The following is a 15,730-nucleotide window of genomic DNA, read 5'->3' on the forward strand; positions in this document are numbered from 1 at the left end:
CTGGAGCCCGGACAAGTGGCGCAACGCAGCCCATGGCCGCAGGGCGCCCCGGCCCGAAGGGTGCGGCCCCAGGGCACGCCCACTCGGCGTTGCAAGGCTGGTGCGGGCAGACAGCCCGCACGGCGCCTTGCGCCTTGATTGGCCGCGCCCTGGGGCCACACGTGGGCCTATTGATTTCGGAAACACCCTCTGAGGACGCTGCCGCATTCGCCGCGCTGGGGCGGGCGCCCTGCTCCAAGCACCCGCGCCAGCGCCCACCCACCGTTCAGGCGGCGATGCGGCTGTCGCCCCAGGTCCTGGGCAGGCCGGCGCGCCACAGCGCGCCGTGCAGCAGCTCGCCCTCCAGCCAAGCCGCGACCTGGTGGCGCAGCGCGAGCAGCTTGTGCAGGTCGATGCCGGTGGCGATGCCCATGTCCTCCAGCATGAAGGCCAGGTCTTCGCTGGCGGCATTGCCGCTGGCGCCGGGCGCGTGCGGGCAGCCGCCGATGCCGGCCAGCGTGGCGTCGAAGCGGTCCACGCCGGTCTGCAGCGCGGCGTAGACGTTGGCCAGCGCCAGGCCGCGCGTGTCGTGGAAATGGCCGCAGCACAGGCGCTCGCCCGCGATGGCGCGGGCCTGCCCGAACAGCGCGGCCACGGCACCGGGATTGGCATAGCCCACGGTGTCGGCGATGCTGACGCGGTCGGCGCCGGCGTCCAGCAGCGCCTGCATGCAGCGCAGCACCTCGGCCGGTGCCACCTGGCCCTGCAGCGTGCAGCCGAAGGCCGTGCCGATGCCACCCTCGATCAGGGTCCTGGAGCCCGCGGCATCGCGCGCGGCGCGCATCTTCGCCACCTCGGCCACCACGGCGTCGGGCGTCTTGCGCAGGTTGGCCAGGCTGTGCGCGTGGCTGGCCGACAGCGGCACCAGCATCACGTCGGCCTCCCCGGCGATGGCGCTCTCGGCGCCGCGCAGGTTGGGCACCAGCACCGAGACCACGAGGCCGGGCAGCGTCTTCGCGTAGGCCACGAGCTCGGCCGTGTCGGCCAGCTGCGGCAGCAGCCGCGCCGGCACGAAGGAGCCGACCTCGATCTCGCGCTGGCCGGCCGCGTGCGCGGCGCGGATCCATTCCTTCTTGCGCGCCGTGGGCAGCACGGCCTGGATGCTTTGCAGGCCGTCGCGCAGGCCGACTTCGCGCACCAAGGCGCGGCGGGGTTGGGTCACGGTGTGGTCTCCGAGTGGGCTGGCGCGCACTTTAGGCCTGCCGATCGAGATCAAGAAGCGCTATTCTTTCGCGCCAGACATGCCGCTTCGGAAAGCCTCCATGCACGACCTCGACCTCACCACGCTGCGCCTGTTCGTCGCCACCTGCACGCTGCGCAACATCGCGCGCGCCGGCGAGCAGCAGCACATCGGCGCCTCGGCCATCAGCAAGCGGCTGGCGCAGCTGGAGCAGACCGTCAACGCACCGCTGTTCGAGCGCGGCCGCCGCGGCGTGGTGCCCACGGCGGCCGGCGAGATCCTGCTGGAGCATGCGCGCGCCATGCTGGCCAGCGCCGACCGCGTGGCACGCGACATGGCGGCCTACCGGCACGGCATCAAGGGCCAGGTGCGCGTGCTGGCCTCGATGTCGTCCGTCGCCGAGCAGCTGCCCGACGACATCGCGAGCTTCCTGCAGGACCCGGCCCATGCCGAGATCCGCGTGGACCTGGAGGAGCAGGTCTCCAGCGCCATCGTGGGGGCCGTGCGCGAGGGCCTGGCGCCGCTGGGCATCTGCTGGGACGCGGCCGACATGGAAGGCCTGCAAGTGCGCCGCTACCGCAGCGACCGGCTGGTGCTGGTGGCCCACCCCGGCCACCCGGCAGCGCAGCAGGCGCGCAGCAGCTTTGCTGACAGCCTGGCCCACGAGCACGTGGGCCTGCCCGCCACCACCGCGGTCTACGGCATGCTGGCGCGCGCGGCCGCCATCGCCGGGCGGCCGCTGCACTACCGCACGGTGGTCTCCACCTTCGAGGCCAGCCTGCGCTGCGTGCGCGCCGGCCTGGGCATCGCGGTGGTGCCGCGCGAGGTGGTGCAACTGGCGGCCGCGGACAAGGGCCTGCGCATGGTGGAACTCACCGACGCCTGGGCCACGCGGCATTTCGCGATCTGCTTGCGCAGCGAGGAAAGCCTGTCGCCCTCGGCGCGGCTGCTGCTGGCGCACCTGCAGGCGCGGGCAGCCGGCTGAGCTACCAGACCCCGATCTGGATGCCGTGCCGCTTGACGGCCTCGGTGCGTTCCTCGACCTCGGCATCGCCGGTGGTGGTGCGGTTCTTGTGCGCGAGGCTCCACTGCAGCAGCCGCGCGCGCATCTCCTGCGCCACCGCGGGCGGCGGATCGGCGCCCAGGTCGACGAGTTCGTCGGGGTCGTTCTGCAGGTCGAACAGCTGCGGGCGGAAACCCTCCCAGTCCACGTACTTCCAGCGCGCCGTGCGCACCATGGTGCCGCGGCATTCACCGGGCGCGCGGCCCAGCGTCCAGCGCGCGGCGCGGAAGGCGTAGTCGGCTTCGGAGAACACGGCGTCGCGCCAGGGCACATCGCGGCCATGCAGCAGCGGCAGCAGCGAGCGGCCTTCGAGCCGGTGGCTGTGCTGGGCCAGGTCCACGCCCAGGCTGTCGAGGATGGTGGGCAGCACGTCGATGGCTTCGGCCAGCGGCGCCAGCACCTGGCCGCGCGTGGCATCGGCGGCGGCCCGCGGGTCGGCCACGATGAGCGGCACGCGCACGGCCGCCTCGTAGAACAGCTCCTTCTCGCCCAGCCAGTGGTCGCCCAGCATGTCGCCATGGTCAGCGCAGAACACCACCAGCGTGTCGCGCGCCTGGCCACTGTCCTGGAGCGCGGCGAACACGCGGCCCAGCGCCGCGTCCAGCTGCGCCACCAGGCCCATGTAGGTGGGCTTCACGTGCGCGGCGATGGCGTCGTCGGCGAAGTTGCGGCTCTCCTCGTGCTGCTGGAAGGCGCGCACCACGGGGTGGGCGTCGTGCCGCTCGTGCGCGGCCTTGACGGTGGGCCGCTGCGGCGCACCGCGGAACATGGCGTGGTACGGCGCCGGCGCCACGTAGGGCCAGTGTGGCTTCACGTAGGACAGGTGCAGGCACCAAGATTCGCCGGCGCTGGCGGTGATGAAGTCCACGGCCCGGTCGGTCAGGTAGGCCGTCTCGGAATGCTCGGCGCGCACGCGGGCCGGCAGGTGCGCGTTGCGCATGGACCAGCCCGAGCGCACGCTGCCGTCCTCGGCCTGCACCGCCACCACGTAGTCGTTCCAGGGGTCGCTGCCTGCGTAGCCCGCTGCGCGCAGGAAGTCGGCATAGCCGCTGCGCGCGTCCGGCGGGCTGTGGCCGTCGAAGCGCTCGATGGGCGAGAAGCCCCCCTCGCGCAGCAGTGCGCCGCGTTCGGACTCGATCTCGATGCCCGCGCGGTCCAGCGCCGCCGTGTCAGGCAGCACATGCGACTTGCCGGCCAGCGTGGCGCGCAGGCCCAGCGGGCGCAGGTAGTCGCCCAGCGTCCACTGCGCGGCCGACAGCGGCACGCGGTTCCAGCGCGCGCCATGGCTCGCCACGTAGCGACCGGTGTAGTAGGACATGCGCGAGGGCCCGCACACCGGGCCCTGCACGAAGGCGTGGCGCAGCAGGGCGCCGCGCCGGGCCAGCGCGTCGATGTGGGGCGTGGGCACGGGCGAGCCGCCGTAGGCACCCACATGGTCCCAGCGCAGCTGGTCGACCATGATGAACAGGACGTTGCGCAGCGCCGCCATCATTCGATCCGGATGCCGGCCTGGCGCACCACGCTGCCCCACTTGGGCAGCTCGGCACCGATCAGCGCGCCGAACGCCGCCGGCGTGCCGGTGTGCAGGTACACGCCCATGCCGGCGAAGCGCTCGGGCACGCCAGGCTCGGCCAGCGCCTGCACGATGGCCGCGTTCAGCGGCGCCACGGCCTTGGCCGGCAGCGAGCGCGGCGCCACGATGCCGGCCCAGTCGCGCACGTCGAAGCGATCCATGCCCGCGGCCGCGAAGGTCGGCACGCCCGGCAGCGCATCGAGCGGCTGGGCCGCAGTGACGGCCAGCGCGCGCAGCCGGCCGCTCTGCACATGCGGGAAGGCGGCGGCCACCGAGGCGAACATCATGTCCGACCGTTCACCCACCAGATCCTGCAGCGCGTTGACGGGGCCACGGTAGGGCACGTGCAGGATGAAGGTGCCCGTGAGCTGCTTGAGGTACTCACCCATCAGGTGCGCTGGCGAGCCGTTGCCGCCCGAGCTGTAGCTGAGCTTTCCGGGGCGTTGGCGGGCCAGGGCCACGAGCTCCTGCACGCTGGCAACGCCCAGGTCGGGCCGGGTCACGAGCACGTTGTAGGTCCATTGCGTCTGGGCCACGGGCACCAGGTCGGCCCGCGTGTCGTAGGGCATCTTCGCGTGCAGCGCGGGCAGCACCGTGTGCGGCATGAACATCACGCCCAGCGTGTGGCCGTCGGCGGTCTTGGCCACCAGATCCATGCCGATCAGTCCGGTCGCGCCGGAGCGGTTCTCGACCACGAAGGGCTGGCCGTAGCGCTGCGCCAGCCGGTCGGCCAGGTGGCGCGCCATCGGGTCCCAGGGACTGCCGGCGGCCGAGGTCACGACGATGCGCACGGGCTTGCCGGGCCAGGCCGAGGCCGACGCAGGCGCCATGGCGGCGCCCAGCAAGGCGCCAGCGCCGCCCTGCAGCAGGGCACGGCGGGAGAGGGATGGATGCGGCATGGTGCGGCGCCTCAATCGAGCTTGACGCCGGCCGCACGCACCACCCGGCCCCACATCGTGCGGTCGGCCTCGATGAAGGCCGCGAACTCGGCCGGCGTGTTGCAACGCAGCTCGCCGCCGTAGTCGCGCCACTTCTTCTGCAGATCCGCTGACTGGCAAACCTTGGCCATGGCTGCACTGAGCTGGGCCAGGATGGCCGGCGGCGTGCCGGCCGGCGCCAGCACGCCCTGCCAGGCGATGGGCGCGTAGTCGGGCAGGCCCTGCTCGGCGAAGGTGGGCACGTCCGGGAAGCTCGGGTGGCGCGCCTGGCCCGTGATGCCCAGCAGCTTGAGCTTGCCGCCACGGATGGGGCCGGCCGCCGCCGGCAGGCCGTCGAACATGAGCTGCACCTGTCCCGCCATGAGGTCGGTGTAGGGGCTGTTGCTGTTGTACGGCACGAGGTTGCTGCGCACGCCGGCCGCGTTGTTGAACCACACGGCCGACAGGTGCGAGTAGCTGCCCGGCCCCTGCGTGGCCACCGCGGCGGACTCGGGCCTGGCCTTGAGCTGGGCCACGAGTTCGCGTGCGTCATGCGCCGCCAGGCCCGGCGTGGCGACCAGGCCGGTGTTCAGCACGCCCAGCAGGCTGATCGGCGCGAAGTCGCGCGCGGCGTTGAAGGGCAGCTTGCTGTACAGGTGCGGCACCACCGAGAGCGAGCTCGTGGTGCCGATGTACAGCGTGTAGCCGTCGGCCGGCGCGCGGGCCGCGGCCTCGGTGCCGATGATGTTCGAGGCCCCCGGCCGGTTCTCGACGAAGAAACTCTGGCCCAGCACGGCCGTGAGCCCGGCCGCCAGTTCGCGCGCATTGGCGTCGGGCCCGCTGCCCGCGGGGAAGGGCGCAATGATGCGCACCGCCTTGGCCGGGTAGTCGGCCTGCGCTACCGCGCCCAGCGGCAGGGCGGCCAGCACCGCCAGCGCCATTCCCGCCCCACTCCTCACCAGCCCTTCGAGAAATGCCATCGTTGTCTCCTATTGCGAATCCGTGCCCATTGCACGGATCGGATCTTACAAAAAACATTGTTATTGTCAAAATAAGATAATTCAAATACGATTTCTCCATCGACACGATCATCACGCACACCCTTTATCGGGAGGAGACAATTCGATGGGTACACCTTCACAGCTGCAGTTCAGCCACATCGGCCTGTACGTGACCGAGCTTTCGCGCATGGCGCGCTTCTACAAAGAGGCCCTGCACTTCACGCAGACCGACGCGGGCGACCTGGGCGCCGTGCAGCTGATGTTCCTGAGCCGCGATCCGAACGAGCACCACCAGCTCGTGCTGGCCACGGGTCGGCCGGCCGACATGGCCTTCAACGTGGTCAACCAGATCTCGTTCCGCGTGCCCGACCTGGCGGCGTTGCGCGGCTTCCACGACCGGCTGCTGGCCATGGGAGCCAGCAACATGCACCCCGTCACGCACGGCAACGCCATCTCGGTCTACTGCCGAGACCCCGAGGGCAACCGGCTCGAGCTGTTCATGGACACGCCCTGGTACTGCGACCAGCCGCTGCGCGAGACCATCGACCTGGCCCGGCCCGACGCCGAGATCCTGGCCCAGGCCGAGGCCATCGCACGCCGCCACCCCAAGTTCATGCCACGCGCGCAATGGCAGGCCGAGGTGGCCCGCCGGATGCAGGAGGACCAGCGTGGCTGAACCGGTGCCGCTCTACGACGTGGCCATCGCGGGCCTGGGGCCCACCGGCGCCATGCTGGCCAACCTGCTCGGCGCCGCCGGCCGCTCGGTGCTGGTGCTGGAGAAGGAGACCGGCGTGTTCCCGCTGCCGCGCGCCATCCACTTCGACGGCGAGGTGCTGCGCGTGCTGCAGTCGGTCGGTCTGCGCGACGAGGTGCTGGCCATTGCGCGGCCCGGCACCCAGGGCATGCACTTCGTCAACGCAGCAGGGCAGACCATGCTGATCCGCGGCGGCACGGCCGCGCTGGGCCCGCATGGCGGCGCCAACAACTACTACTTCCACCAGCCCGAGCTGGAGGCCGTGCTGCGCGCGGGCCTGGCGCGCTACCCGCAGGTGGATGTGCGCCTGGGCCACGAACTCGCGGCCATCGCCACGCAGGACGACAGCGCCCTGCTGCAGGTGCGCCATGCCGGCGGCACCGAGACCCTGAGGGCGCGCTACGCGGTCGGCTGCGACGGCGCGCGCTCGCCCGTGCGCCAGCACATGGGCAGCCCGCTCGTCGACCTGGGCCTGCGCCAGCCCTGGCTGGTGTTCGACGTGCTGCTGCGCCAGCCCGTGGACCTGCCCGACCACACCGTGCAGTACTGCGACCCGCGCCGCCCCATGACCTACTGCAACGTGGTGGGCGCGCGCCGGCGCTGGGAAATCATGGTGCTGCCCGACGACGACCGCGCCGCGCTCGTGCAGCCCGCGTCGCTGTGGCGCCTGGTCGCGCCGTGGGTCACACCCGAGCAGGCCAAGCACGAGCGCGCGGCCATCTACACCTTCCACTCGGTGATTGCCGAGGGCTGGCGCGCGGGCCGGCTGCTGCTGGCCGGCGACGCCTGCCACCAGACCCCGCCCTTCCTGGGCCAGGGCATGTGCGCCGGTATCCGCGACGCGGCCAACCTGGCCTGGAAACTGGACGCGGTGCTTGCCGGCCGCGCGCCCGAGGGGTTGCTGGACACCTACGAGTCCGAGCGCAAGCCCCACGTGCGCGCGCTGATCGAACTGGCCGTGCGCCTGGGCGGCATCATCCAGACCACCGACGCCGCCGAGGCGGCCGCGCGCGACGCGCGCTTTGCCGCCGGCCGGCCCGAGGTCTTCGAGCTGCCGCCGCAGCTGCTGGGCGCGGGCGCCTTCGATCCGCAGGGCCAGGCCGTGGCCGGCCGGCCCTTCCCGCAGCCGCGGCTGCGCGACGGCCGCCTGCTCGACGAGCTGCTGGGCCGGCGCAGCGCCGTGATCGGCCGGCGCGATGCACTGCAGGCCGCGGCCCCGGCCACGACCGAGCGCTGGCGCCGCAGCGACGCCATCGTCATCGACCAGCCCGAGCCCGGCATCGAGGCCTGGCTCGACGCCCACGACGCCCAGGCCGTGATCCTGCGCCCCGACCGGTATATCGTCGGCGTCGCGCGCACGGGCCCTGAACTGGATCGCATCTCGCAATACCTTCCCGTCGCGCCATGAACCACTCAACGGGAACCTGCCTTGTCGGAATCCTCTTCGTCCAGCCTGGAGCGCATGCTGGGCGTGCTCGACCTGTTCGACGACACCCACCTCACGCGCAGCGCGGAAGACATCGCCACGCTGCTCGACGTCTCCCTGCCCACCAGCTACCGCTATGTCCGCCTGCTGCTGCAGGCCGGGCTGCTGCAGCGCGTGGAGGACTCGCAGTACGCGCTGGGGCCGCGCATCATCCTGCTGGACCACTACATCCGCGGTGCCGACCCGGTGTTGCAGACCGGCCTGCCGGTGCTGCGCGAGCTCGTGGCCGCCACCGGCTTCGACTGCGTGGTGACCGGGCTGTTCGGCACCCAGGTGCTGGACACGCACCGGGAGATGGGCGGCGCCCCCGCCACGCTGGCCTATGGGCGCGGCCGGCCGCGGCCGCTGTTCCTGGGCGCGGCGCCCAAGGTGCTGCTGGCCAGCTTCGGGCCGGTGGCGCTCAAGAAGGTGTTCGAGTCGCAGCATGCCGAAGCCGTGCGCGCCGGCCTGCCGGCGGACTGGAGCGACTTCCGGCGCAGCTTCGCGGCCATCCGCAAGGCAGGCCACTATGTCTCGCGCGGCGAGCTGGAACCGCAACTCGTGGCCGTGGCCGCGCCCATTCCCAAGCCCGATGGCGGCGCCTGGGCTGCCATCTCGCTGGTGTTCGAGTCCTCGCGCCTGGCGATCGTCGACCTTGACAAGCTGGTCCGACTGGTCACCGACGCCGCCATGCGCATCGGAGGTCGGTTGGGCTGAACCCTCCCACCCCTCCCCTCGATAAGGAACTTCCGTGAAACTCATCAGCTACCAGACCAACGGCCAGGACAGCTACGGCGCCGTCGTCGGCGAACGCGTCGTCGACCTGCGCGCCGTCTTCAGCGCGCGCGCACCCGACCTCAAGACCTTGATCGCCGCCGACCTCGTCGACGAAGCCCGCGCGGCACTGGCCAGCGCCAGGGCCACGCTGCCGCTCAGCGAGGTCAAGCTGCTGCCCGTCGTGCCCAACCCCGGCAAGATCTTCTGCATCGGACTGAACTACGGCGAGCATGTGCGCGAGACCGGCAAGCAGGTGACCGAGAAGCCCGTGATCTTCCTGCGCGTGGCCGATTCGCAGCTGGCCCATGGCGAGGACATCGTGCGCCCGCGCGTGTCCGAGCGGCTGGACTACGAGGGCGAGATCGCCATCGTGATCGGCCAGGGCGGCCGCCACATCGCCGAGGCCGATGCCTGGCAGCACATCGCCGGCTACAGCTGCTACAACGACGGCAGCGTGCGCGACTGGCAGCTGCACACCTCGCAATGGGCGCCGGGCAAGAACTTCTGGCGCACGGGCGGCTTCGGCCCCTGGCTGGTGACGGCCGACGAGATTGCGCCCGACCGGCAGATGACGCTGGTGACGCGCCTGAACGGCCAGGAGATGCAGCGCGCCACCACCGACATGATGATCCACAGCATCCCGCGCCAGATCGCCTACATCTCGGCCTTCATCCCGCTGGAGCCGGGCGACGTGATCGTCACCGGCACGCCGGGCGGCGTGGGCAACAAGCGCACACCGCCGGTGTTCATGAAGCCCGGCGACGTCGTGGAGATCGAGGTGGACGCCATCGGCGTGCTGCGCAACGGCATCCGGGACGAATGAGCGCGGAGCAGCTGCTCGCACTCGAAGAGCGGCGCCGCGCTGCCATGCTGGCCGGCGACCTGGGCGCGTTGCGGGCGCTGCTGGCACCGGACCTGCGCTACACCCACTCCACGGGCGCCTGCGACACGCGCGACAGCCTGCTGGCCATGCTGGCCGGCGGGCAGATCGCCTACCGGCAGCTGGCCTTCACACCGCTGGCCGTGCAGTGCACGGCGGACGCCGACACCGTGAGCGGCGAGATGCATGCCGAGGTGCTGCGCGACGGCGTGCCGCGCGGCGTCGCGGCCCGCTACCTCGCCGTGTGGCTGCAGCGCGCAGGCGTGTGGCAGCTGGCGGCCTTCCAGGGCACCGCATTGCCGCCGCGCTGAACGCTCAGAACGTCGCCTGCGGCAGGTCCTTGGGGCCGAACACCAGCGACACACGCGCCTCGTCCGGGATCGGCGGCATCTGCGCGTTCAGCGCCTCCCAGGCCGCACGCAGTTCGGCCAGCTGCGCGGGTTGGCGCGCGGCCTGGTTGGCCCGCTCGCGCGGGTCGGCCACCACGTCGAACAGGAACTCGTTGCCGTCCTGGCGCAGGTACTTCCAGTGGCCGCGCAAGAGCGCGCGCTGGCCGCGGTGCTTCATGCGCCAGAACAGGTCACGCTCGGGCACCGGCGCGGCCGGGTCGGCAAAGTGCGGCAGCAGGCTCTGGCCGTCCAGCGGGTAGTCCGGGTGCGGCGCCACGCCGGCCGCATCCAGGAAGGTGGCGGTCCAGTCCATGGTCAGGTTGGGGCGGTCGCTCACGCCGCCGGCCGCGATGCGCGCGGGCCAGCGCGCCAGCAGCGGCACGCGCAGGCCGCCTTCGAGCAGGTCCATCTTGCCGCCCACGAAAGGCCAGTTGTTGGAGAAGCGCTCGCCGCCGTTGTCGCTCGTGAACACCACCAGCGTGTTGTCCGCCAGGCCGCGCCGCGCCAGCGCGTCCAGCACGGCGCCGATGCCCTCGTCCATCTGCGTGACCATCTTCTGGTAGGTGGCCAGGCTGCCGCCGTCCAGGTGCTTGAGGCCGGCGCCGATGCGCATGGACTCGGCCGCGTCCTCGCGCGTGAGCCAGGGCCAGTGCGGCGCGCTGTAGTGCAGGCTCAGCAGGAAGGGCTGCTCCGCGCTCTGGCGCTCGATGTAGTCCGCCGCCTGCGCGCTGAGCAGGTCCGTGAGGTAGCCCTCGCGGTGGATCTCGGTCTCGTTCTCCCACAGGTCGTGGTTGCCGCGCGGGTCCAGGTGCGAGAAGTAGTCGGCCCCGCCGGCATGGAAGCCCCAGAACTCTTCGTAGCCCGACAGGCGCGGGCCGAAGTGCGGTGGGTAGCCCAGGTGCCACTTGCCGACCAGGGCCGTGGCATAGCCGGCATCCTTCAGCAGCGAGGGCAGCGTGGGATGCGCGGGCGGCAGGCCCAGCACCTTGTCGCCATGGGCCGCGGCCAGCGGCTCCTCGGCCGCGCCGCGCAGGCGGTACTGGTAGCGGCCGCTGACCAGCGCGAAGCGCGTGGGCGAGCAGACGGCCGAGTTGGCATAGCCGCGCGTGAAGCGCAGGCCCTCCGCGGCCAGGCGGTCCAGCCGGGGCGAGACATCGATGGGCTGGTTGGCGGCATCGCGCGCGCCGGTGCAGCCCAGGTCGGCATAGCCCAGGTCGTCGGCGAGGATGAAGATCAGGTTGGGGCGCTTGTCTGGCATGCGCGGGACTCTACGCCAAGCGCGCCGACACCATCTGCATGGACGGCGGGCTTTCGGGGCGTGCCCAACCCGCGCTCATTTGCGCGGCTTGGCCTGCCGCTCGAACTTGCGCCAGTAGGTGAAGGTGTCCTGGTGCACTTCCAGGTCCAGTTCGGCCACGCGGGCCTGCAGCCGCTCCTGCACGTCGGCCACGGCCTGGTTGTAGATGGCCGGGCCGATCTCCTCAAGGAAGAAGCCCAGCAAGCCGCCCGCGGCGATGTTGCCGATGGGCTCGTCCATGCTTTCGCGGAAATAGCGCTCGATAGAGGCAATGGCCTCCTTGCGCACATCCTTGGACAGTTCGATGGCCATGGACCGGGCCGCTCTCAGGCCGGTTTGACGCGGTACACCGCGCAGAGCTTGTTGCCGTCCGGGTCGCGCACATAGGCCAGGTGCATGGCGCCCATGCCTCCCTCGCGCAGGCCCGGTGGGTCTTCGATGGAGCGGCCGCCGTGCGCCACGGCGACATCGTGGAACTGCTTGACCTGCTCGGGCGAGCTGCACTTGAAGCCGATGGTCCCGCCGTTGGCGCAGGTGGCCTCTTCGCCGTTGATGGGCTGGCTCAGGCCGAAGCTGCTGCCGTCGTGGCGGTAGAACAGCCGCACATGGCCCGAGGCCGCGACATTGCGCATGGCCTCGCCGGCGCCCAGCACGCCGAGCACGGCGTCGTAGAAGCGCTTGGAGCGGTCGATGTCATTGGAGCCAAGCATCACGTGGTTGAGCATGGGGAACGGAGAGGGTTGAGGGGGTGGCGATGGTACGGCGATCGGCGGCGCGATCCTGAGCCGCGCGGGACGGCCACGTTGCGCCGGCCTGTGCGCTGAAACGCGGTGCACGCATGCCGCAGCCCCTTCTCCTCGGTCGTCGATCAGCTGCGTTGGCGGCCACCGGCCTGCCTGGGCCTGGTGCCCACGCGCCTGTCAGGCGCAGCCCCCCAACTGGCTCGCCAAACCCGTGGTTCACGAACTCCGAGAGCCTGGGTCGATGGGACTGGCCTGAGTTTGTCCACCCCAACGAAAAACGGGCTACATCTTGCGATGTAACCCGTTGATCCATTTCTTATTTTTGGTCGGTGTGAAAGGATTCGAACCTTCGACCCCTTGCACCCCATGACTGCGATGGAACGCGTCCAAGGCCTTGAGCCGGCAGACCTTTCGCGCCCGGGCGCTGACAAACCGATGGGCTGAAATCTGCCCGGACTTAGACCAGCATCCGAGGGAGAAATGCGCGTTTGTCAGCGCCTTCCCGCCGGCCGATTTGGCCGTCCGCGCCGCCCTGCCAACAATGTCGAGCACCTTGGGGGACCGACATGGACAACGACGCATTCGAGTACCTAGCGATCAGGACGGAACCGGAACAGTACTGCGGCCGGCCAGACGAGCCGAGCCACTACATCCACGAAGTGAGCGGCAAGGTCGTCCTGATCGACGAGTCCGACAGCGTGTCCAAGGAGGTCGGCGAATACGCCTGCTCGTTGATCGACGCTGACGCCGCAGACCTGAACGGCGTCAGCCCGTTCGACGTTTACGACACGACCCAAGCCACCTACAACGTCTACTACGCACTGTTTGACGAACTTGGGGCGAACGCCAGGGTGAAGAAGGCGCTTGGCGGTGCTGACCTGCTGTGGTCGCACAACCTGTTGGTGATCGACAGGCTGATCATCTACCCGGCGTTCCGCGGCCAAACGATCGGCCTGCGCGTTCTGGCCATCCTGCTGCAGCGCTACCAGCACGTTGCCGAGTTTGCCGCACTGAAGCCCTTTCCTCTGCAGTTTGAGGGAGGGATGGACGCCGATGAAGCCGCGAGCCTCGGCCTCGCGGGCTTCACGTGCACGTTGGACTACGGGAAGCGCCGGCTCGCTCGCTACTATGCAGGCGTCGGCTTTACGAAGTGCCGGGGCTCAGACTTCATGGTGCGCTCGGCGGAGCACCGCCTCGAGCCGAGCCACTACATCCACGAAGTGAGCGGCAAGGTCGTCCTGATCGACGAGTCCGACAGCGTGTCCAAGGAGGTCGGCGAATACGCCTGCTCGTTGATCGACGCTGACGCCGCAGACCTGAACGGCGTCAGCCCGTTCGACGTTTACGACACGACCCAAGCCACCTACAACGTCTACTACGCACTGTTTGACGAACTTGGGGCGAACGCCAGGGTGAAGAAGGCGCTTGGCGGTGCTGACCTGCTGTGGTCGCACAACCTGTTGGTGATCGACAGGCTGATCATCTACCCGGCGTTCCGCGGCCAAACGATCGGCCTGCGCGTTCTGGCCATCCTGCTGCAGCGCTACCAGCACGTTGCCGAGTTTGCCGCACTGAAGCCCTTTCCTCTGCAGTTTGAGGGAGGGATGGACGCCGATGAAGCCGCGCGCCTCGGCCTCGCGGGCTTCACGTGCACGTTGGACTACGGGAAGCGCCGGCTCGCTCGCTACTATGCAGGCGTCGGCTTTACGAAGTGCCGGGGCTCAGACTTCATGGTGCGCTCGGCGGAGCACCGCCTGCCGTTCTAGCGGCCCACAAGACGCCGGCCGGCTGGTTCGACGTGATGCTGCTGGCCAACCGGTCGGGGCGGGTGCAATGGATCGGCCGCAACGATGCTGCTTTCTCACGAGGACCTCGCGAAAGATGAGGGGATAGACCTAGAGATTTGCCCCCGTTCAACCCAACAGCCTCGCGGCGGTGCGTGCGAGCCACGTGCGAACGCTCCGCGCTCAAGCTGAAGGCGGGGTCGGCCTGATCCAGTGCACCCACAAGCCGCGCAGCCTCGCAAGGCCGTAGATCGCCGACAGCGCGAAGATGCCCCACTGCTCGGCCTTCCAACTGGCCCAGAACCAGAACTGCGTGCCGACTAGGCGGAACACCGATGCCCAATGGGTGACGGCGCTGCTGCGCTCCTGGGAGCACCAGCTGCCACTGCCACCAGCGGCTCGGACCGCAACAGCAGGCGGGTGATCAGGTCGGGTTGCCCTTGGAGGCATACCGCTTGTGATCGTCCGAACCTGGCCTCGCGGGCGCGCTGTTGCTCGGGACATACGTCTGCCTCATCGCGCTGTTCACGTATGACCTTGCCACAACAGTCGTAGCCGGCGAGGGCGCCACTTCAGGGGTGCTTGCGATGCGGTCGTTCATGCGGGAAGCCTTTACGTTGTCTGTGCCCCAGAGTACACCAGTGCAGCGACACGTTGACGTGGAATTCAACATGCCGCTTTGGCAGGCAACCTGCTTGGTCTGTTGTCCTACGAAATAAGCATGTGCTCCTGCGGCGCAGCTGCCTACCGGACGAGCGTTCTGAGAAAAAGGCCCTGAAGCGTTTCCGCCACAGGGCCTGTTAGGCACCAGCCAGAGCCGGCGAGGAGACAACTATTGCCGTCTTGGTGCAACACGTGCACCACCATAACGTCCTAGAAACGGTCCTGGACATTCTGGTGGCGCCGCAGACCTGGTCCGTGCACCAACGTGGCCAAATTCATGGGACGTGACATCTGATGCACATCGCATGCCAGCTTTCGATGGGAGAGGTCATCCGCGCAGACAAAATGTCAACGATCTTCAAAGCGCAACTCCGCATCAAGTGGCGCATTCCTGCCGCGGTAGCAGGCCATGAGCGCTGATTCGAGTGCGCCATCCAACGCCTCGGCGGCTACAAGCTCCATGGGCGCAGGCTCATGCAGCGGCGCGAGGCCGCTGTCTCCCCACGCTGCGCGCGCTTGATCGCCTGCGAATGCCTCTTCCGGGGTGACACCTGCCCGCGACAGGAACAGCAAGGCAGCAGCCAGGCCGCGCTCGGCCTCTTGCGGCGTCGCCCGAGGAGCATAGAAATGCAAACGCATACCGTTCATGGCTTCGCCTGGCTGACAAGCTCGCGGATCTGGAACTGCGCGTGGCACTGCGGAATGCATTGATAGCACCCGTCCACTTGGCCGAAAAACATGCGCGCGGCTCTCAGCGCCTCGTCGCAGTATTCATACAGTCCGAGCAGTCGCGTGAACTTCAGTGCAGGCCACCCTGGACACCCGTCAAGGTGAACGATGTGGCTGCCGTTTTCGTCCTCATCAAGGGAAACGCAGAACTGGTGCATCGCCGCAAACTTCCGTGCAAAAAAGGAAGTTTGCCGAGTCCCCTGCGATCAAAAGACCGCACCGGCGCCGGCAGTCGGCTGCCGCTGCCTTCGGTCAGCCGGATGTCAATTTCCGCCAACTCAACCAGTAGTCCCACCATCCCAAATGCCACTCGATGCGCAAAAGTGTGTCGGCGGGTTCGGTGAAGGGATTGGCTTCCCAGAAAAGACCAAGCCTTGCGGCATGTGCCCCGCCATTTCGGGCCGCAATACATGCAGCGAGGGAGTGCATTGATTCAGCATAAGCGAGGCGGCTCCGACGCAGAAATTCCCGGTGAC

Annotated in this window: 16 protein-coding genes; 7 read left to right on the forward strand and 9 right to left on the reverse strand. The window is 69.5% G+C overall.

Annotated features, from left to right (window positions below):
• Window positions 1-265 precede the first annotated feature (265 nt).
• Window positions 266-1,201 (reverse strand): hydroxymethylglutaryl-CoA lyase, encoded by a 936-nt coding sequence (locus tag ACSQ4M_RS26875; RefSeq protein ID WP_436192450.1) that lies wholly within the window; start codon window positions 1,199-1,201, stop codon window positions 266-268.
• Between the two features lie 100 nt (window positions 1,202-1,301).
• On the opposite strand from ACSQ4M_RS26875, the gene ACSQ4M_RS26880 reads away from it, so the two are divergent.
• Complete coding sequence (locus ACSQ4M_RS26880) at window positions 1,302-2,204, forward strand: LysR family transcriptional regulator (protein ID WP_436192451.1); 903 nt, start codon at window positions 1,302-1,304, stop codon at window positions 2,202-2,204.
• A 1-nt stretch (window position 2,205) separates the two neighbouring features.
• On the opposite strand, the gene ACSQ4M_RS26885 is transcribed toward ACSQ4M_RS26880, so the two are convergent.
• From ACSQ4M_RS26885 to ACSQ4M_RS26895, 3 genes are read right to left on the reverse strand one after another with little or no spacing between them, the layout of a single operon-like run.
• Window positions 2,206-3,771 carry a sulfatase-like hydrolase/transferase gene (locus tag ACSQ4M_RS26885; RefSeq protein WP_436192452.1) on the reverse strand — a complete coding sequence of 522 codons (1,566 nt, stop codon included), beginning with the start codon at window positions 3,769-3,771 and terminating at the stop codon, window positions 2,206-2,208.
• Entirely contained in the window at window positions 3,771-4,754 is a 984-nt protein-coding gene (locus tag ACSQ4M_RS26890) for a tripartite tricarboxylate transporter substrate binding protein (RefSeq protein WP_436192453.1), read from the reverse strand. The genes ACSQ4M_RS26885 and ACSQ4M_RS26890 overlap by 1 nt, the downstream gene beginning before the upstream one ends.
• Before the next feature lie 11 nt (window positions 4,755-4,765).
• Window positions 4,766-5,752, reverse strand: coding sequence for a Bug family tripartite tricarboxylate transporter substrate binding protein (locus tag ACSQ4M_RS26895; protein ID WP_436192454.1), 987 nt, complete (start codon window positions 5,750-5,752; stop codon window positions 4,766-4,768).
• Window positions 5,753-5,897: 145 nt separating this feature from the next.
• On the opposite strand from ACSQ4M_RS26895, the gene ACSQ4M_RS26900 reads away from it, so the two are divergent.
• Genes ACSQ4M_RS26900 through ACSQ4M_RS26920 form a run of 5 tightly spaced genes read left to right on the forward strand, consistent with a single transcriptional unit; the run spans window position 5,898 to window position 9,960 of the window.
• Complete coding sequence (locus tag ACSQ4M_RS26900; protein ID WP_436192455.1) at window positions 5,898-6,449, forward strand: VOC family protein; 552 nt, start codon at window positions 5,898-5,900, stop codon at window positions 6,447-6,449.
• Window positions 6,442-7,935: a bifunctional 3-(3-hydroxy-phenyl)propionate/3-hydroxycinnamic acid hydroxylase gene (mhpA, locus tag ACSQ4M_RS26905; protein ID WP_436192456.1), complete on the forward strand. Its 1,494-nt coding sequence runs from the start codon at window positions 6,442-6,444 to the stop codon at window positions 7,933-7,935. The genes ACSQ4M_RS26900 and mhpA overlap by 8 nt, the downstream gene beginning before the upstream one ends.
• A gap of 21 nt (window positions 7,936-7,956) precedes the next feature.
• Complete coding sequence (locus ACSQ4M_RS26910) at window positions 7,957-8,709, forward strand: IclR family transcriptional regulator (protein ID WP_436192457.1); 753 nt, start codon at window positions 7,957-7,959, stop codon at window positions 8,707-8,709.
• Window positions 8,710-8,743: 34 nt separating this feature from the next.
• Window positions 8,744-9,592 carry a fumarylacetoacetate hydrolase family protein gene (locus ACSQ4M_RS26915; RefSeq protein WP_436192458.1) on the forward strand — a complete coding sequence of 283 codons (849 nt, stop codon included), beginning with the start codon at window positions 8,744-8,746 and terminating at the stop codon, window positions 9,590-9,592.
• A complete protein-coding gene (locus ACSQ4M_RS26920; protein ID WP_436192459.1) occupies window positions 9,589-9,960 on the forward strand; it encodes a nuclear transport factor 2 family protein in 372 nt (123 codons plus the stop codon). Before ACSQ4M_RS26915 ends, ACSQ4M_RS26920 begins: the two co-directional genes overlap by 4 nt.
• 4 nt (window positions 9,961-9,964) lie before the next feature.
• Here the strand turns inward: ACSQ4M_RS26920 and ACSQ4M_RS26925 are convergent, their stop codons facing one another.
• The 3 genes from ACSQ4M_RS26925 to ACSQ4M_RS26935 form a co-directional block, all read right to left on the reverse strand.
• On the reverse strand, window positions 9,965-11,296 hold the full coding sequence (locus tag ACSQ4M_RS26925) for a sulfatase family protein (protein ID WP_436192460.1): 1,332 nt from the start codon (window positions 11,294-11,296) through the stop codon (window positions 9,965-9,967).
• Window positions 11,297-11,371: 75 nt separating this feature from the next.
• Entirely contained in the window at window positions 11,372-11,647 is a 276-nt protein-coding gene (locus ACSQ4M_RS26930; RefSeq protein ID WP_436192461.1) for a DUF2164 domain-containing protein, read from the reverse strand.
• A gap of 14 nt (window positions 11,648-11,661) precedes the next feature.
• Window positions 11,662-12,060: a VOC family protein gene (locus ACSQ4M_RS26935; RefSeq protein ID WP_436192462.1), complete on the reverse strand. Its 399-nt coding sequence runs from the start codon at window positions 12,058-12,060 to the stop codon at window positions 11,662-11,664.
• A gap of 584 nt (window positions 12,061-12,644) precedes the next feature.
• Here ACSQ4M_RS26935 and ACSQ4M_RS26940 point away from each other — a divergent pair.
• Complete coding sequence (locus ACSQ4M_RS26940; RefSeq protein ID WP_436192463.1) at window positions 12,645-13,844, forward strand: hypothetical protein; 1,200 nt, start codon at window positions 12,645-12,647, stop codon at window positions 13,842-13,844.
• A gap of 1,029 nt (window positions 13,845-14,873) precedes the next feature.
• Here the strand turns inward: ACSQ4M_RS26940 and ACSQ4M_RS26945 are convergent.
• Together ACSQ4M_RS26945 and ACSQ4M_RS26950 are read right to left on the reverse strand one after the other, a co-directional pair.
• Window positions 14,874-15,173, reverse strand: a complete 300-nt coding sequence (locus ACSQ4M_RS26945; RefSeq protein ID WP_436192464.1) for a hypothetical protein — start codon at window positions 15,171-15,173, stop codon at window positions 14,874-14,876.
• A complete protein-coding gene (locus ACSQ4M_RS26950) occupies window positions 15,170-15,412 on the reverse strand; it encodes a hypothetical protein (RefSeq protein WP_436192465.1) in 243 nt (80 codons plus the stop codon). Before ACSQ4M_RS26950 ends, ACSQ4M_RS26945 begins: the two co-directional genes overlap by 4 nt.
• Between the last annotated feature and the right edge of the window lie 318 nt (window positions 15,413-15,730).

The sequence above is a fragment of the Pseudorhodoferax sp. LjRoot39 genome, assembly GCF_964253035.1.
Lineage (GTDB): Bacteria > Pseudomonadota > Gammaproteobacteria > Burkholderiales > Burkholderiaceae_C > Pseudorhodoferax.

What these genes read in the sequence shown, in the direction of transcription:
- ACSQ4M_RS26880 (WP_436192451.1), top strand. Translation starts at nt 1,302, where the DNA reads ATGCACGACCTCGACCTCACCACGCTGCGCCTGTTCGTCGCCACCTGC.
- ACSQ4M_RS26885 (WP_436192452.1), bottom strand. Translation starts at nt 3,771, where the DNA reads ATGGCGGCGCTGCGCAACGTCCTGTTCATCATGGTCGACCAGCTGCGC.
- ACSQ4M_RS26890 (WP_436192453.1), bottom strand. Translation starts at nt 4,754, where the DNA reads ATGCCGCATCCATCCCTCTCCCGCCGTGCCCTGCTGCAGGGCGGCGCT.
- ACSQ4M_RS26895 (WP_436192454.1), bottom strand. Translation starts at nt 5,752, where the DNA reads ATGGCATTTCTCGAAGGGCTGGTGAGGAGTGGGGCGGGAATGGCGCTG.
- ACSQ4M_RS26900 (WP_436192455.1), top strand. Translation starts at nt 5,898, where the DNA reads ATGGGTACACCTTCACAGCTGCAGTTCAGCCACATCGGCCTGTACGTG.
- ACSQ4M_RS26920 (WP_436192459.1), top strand. Translation starts at nt 9,589, where the DNA reads ATGAGCGCGGAGCAGCTGCTCGCACTCGAAGAGCGGCGCCGCGCTGCC.
- ACSQ4M_RS26925 (WP_436192460.1), bottom strand. Translation starts at nt 11,296, where the DNA reads ATGCCAGACAAGCGCCCCAACCTGATCTTCATCCTCGCCGACGACCTG.
- ACSQ4M_RS26930 (WP_436192461.1), bottom strand. Translation starts at nt 11,647, where the DNA reads ATGGCCATCGAACTGTCCAAGGATGTGCGCAAGGAGGCCATTGCCTCT.
- ACSQ4M_RS26935 (WP_436192462.1), bottom strand. Translation starts at nt 12,060, where the DNA reads ATGCTCAACCACGTGATGCTTGGCTCCAATGACATCGACCGCTCCAAG.
- ACSQ4M_RS26940 (WP_436192463.1), top strand. Translation starts at nt 12,645, where the DNA reads ATGGACAACGACGCATTCGAGTACCTAGCGATCAGGACGGAACCGGAA.
- ACSQ4M_RS26945 (WP_436192464.1), bottom strand. Translation starts at nt 15,173, where the DNA reads ATGAACGGTATGCGTTTGCATTTCTATGCTCCTCGGGCGACGCCGCAA.
- ACSQ4M_RS26950 (WP_436192465.1), bottom strand. Translation starts at nt 15,412, where the DNA reads ATGCACCAGTTCTGCGTTTCCCTTGATGAGGACGAAAACGGCAGCCAC.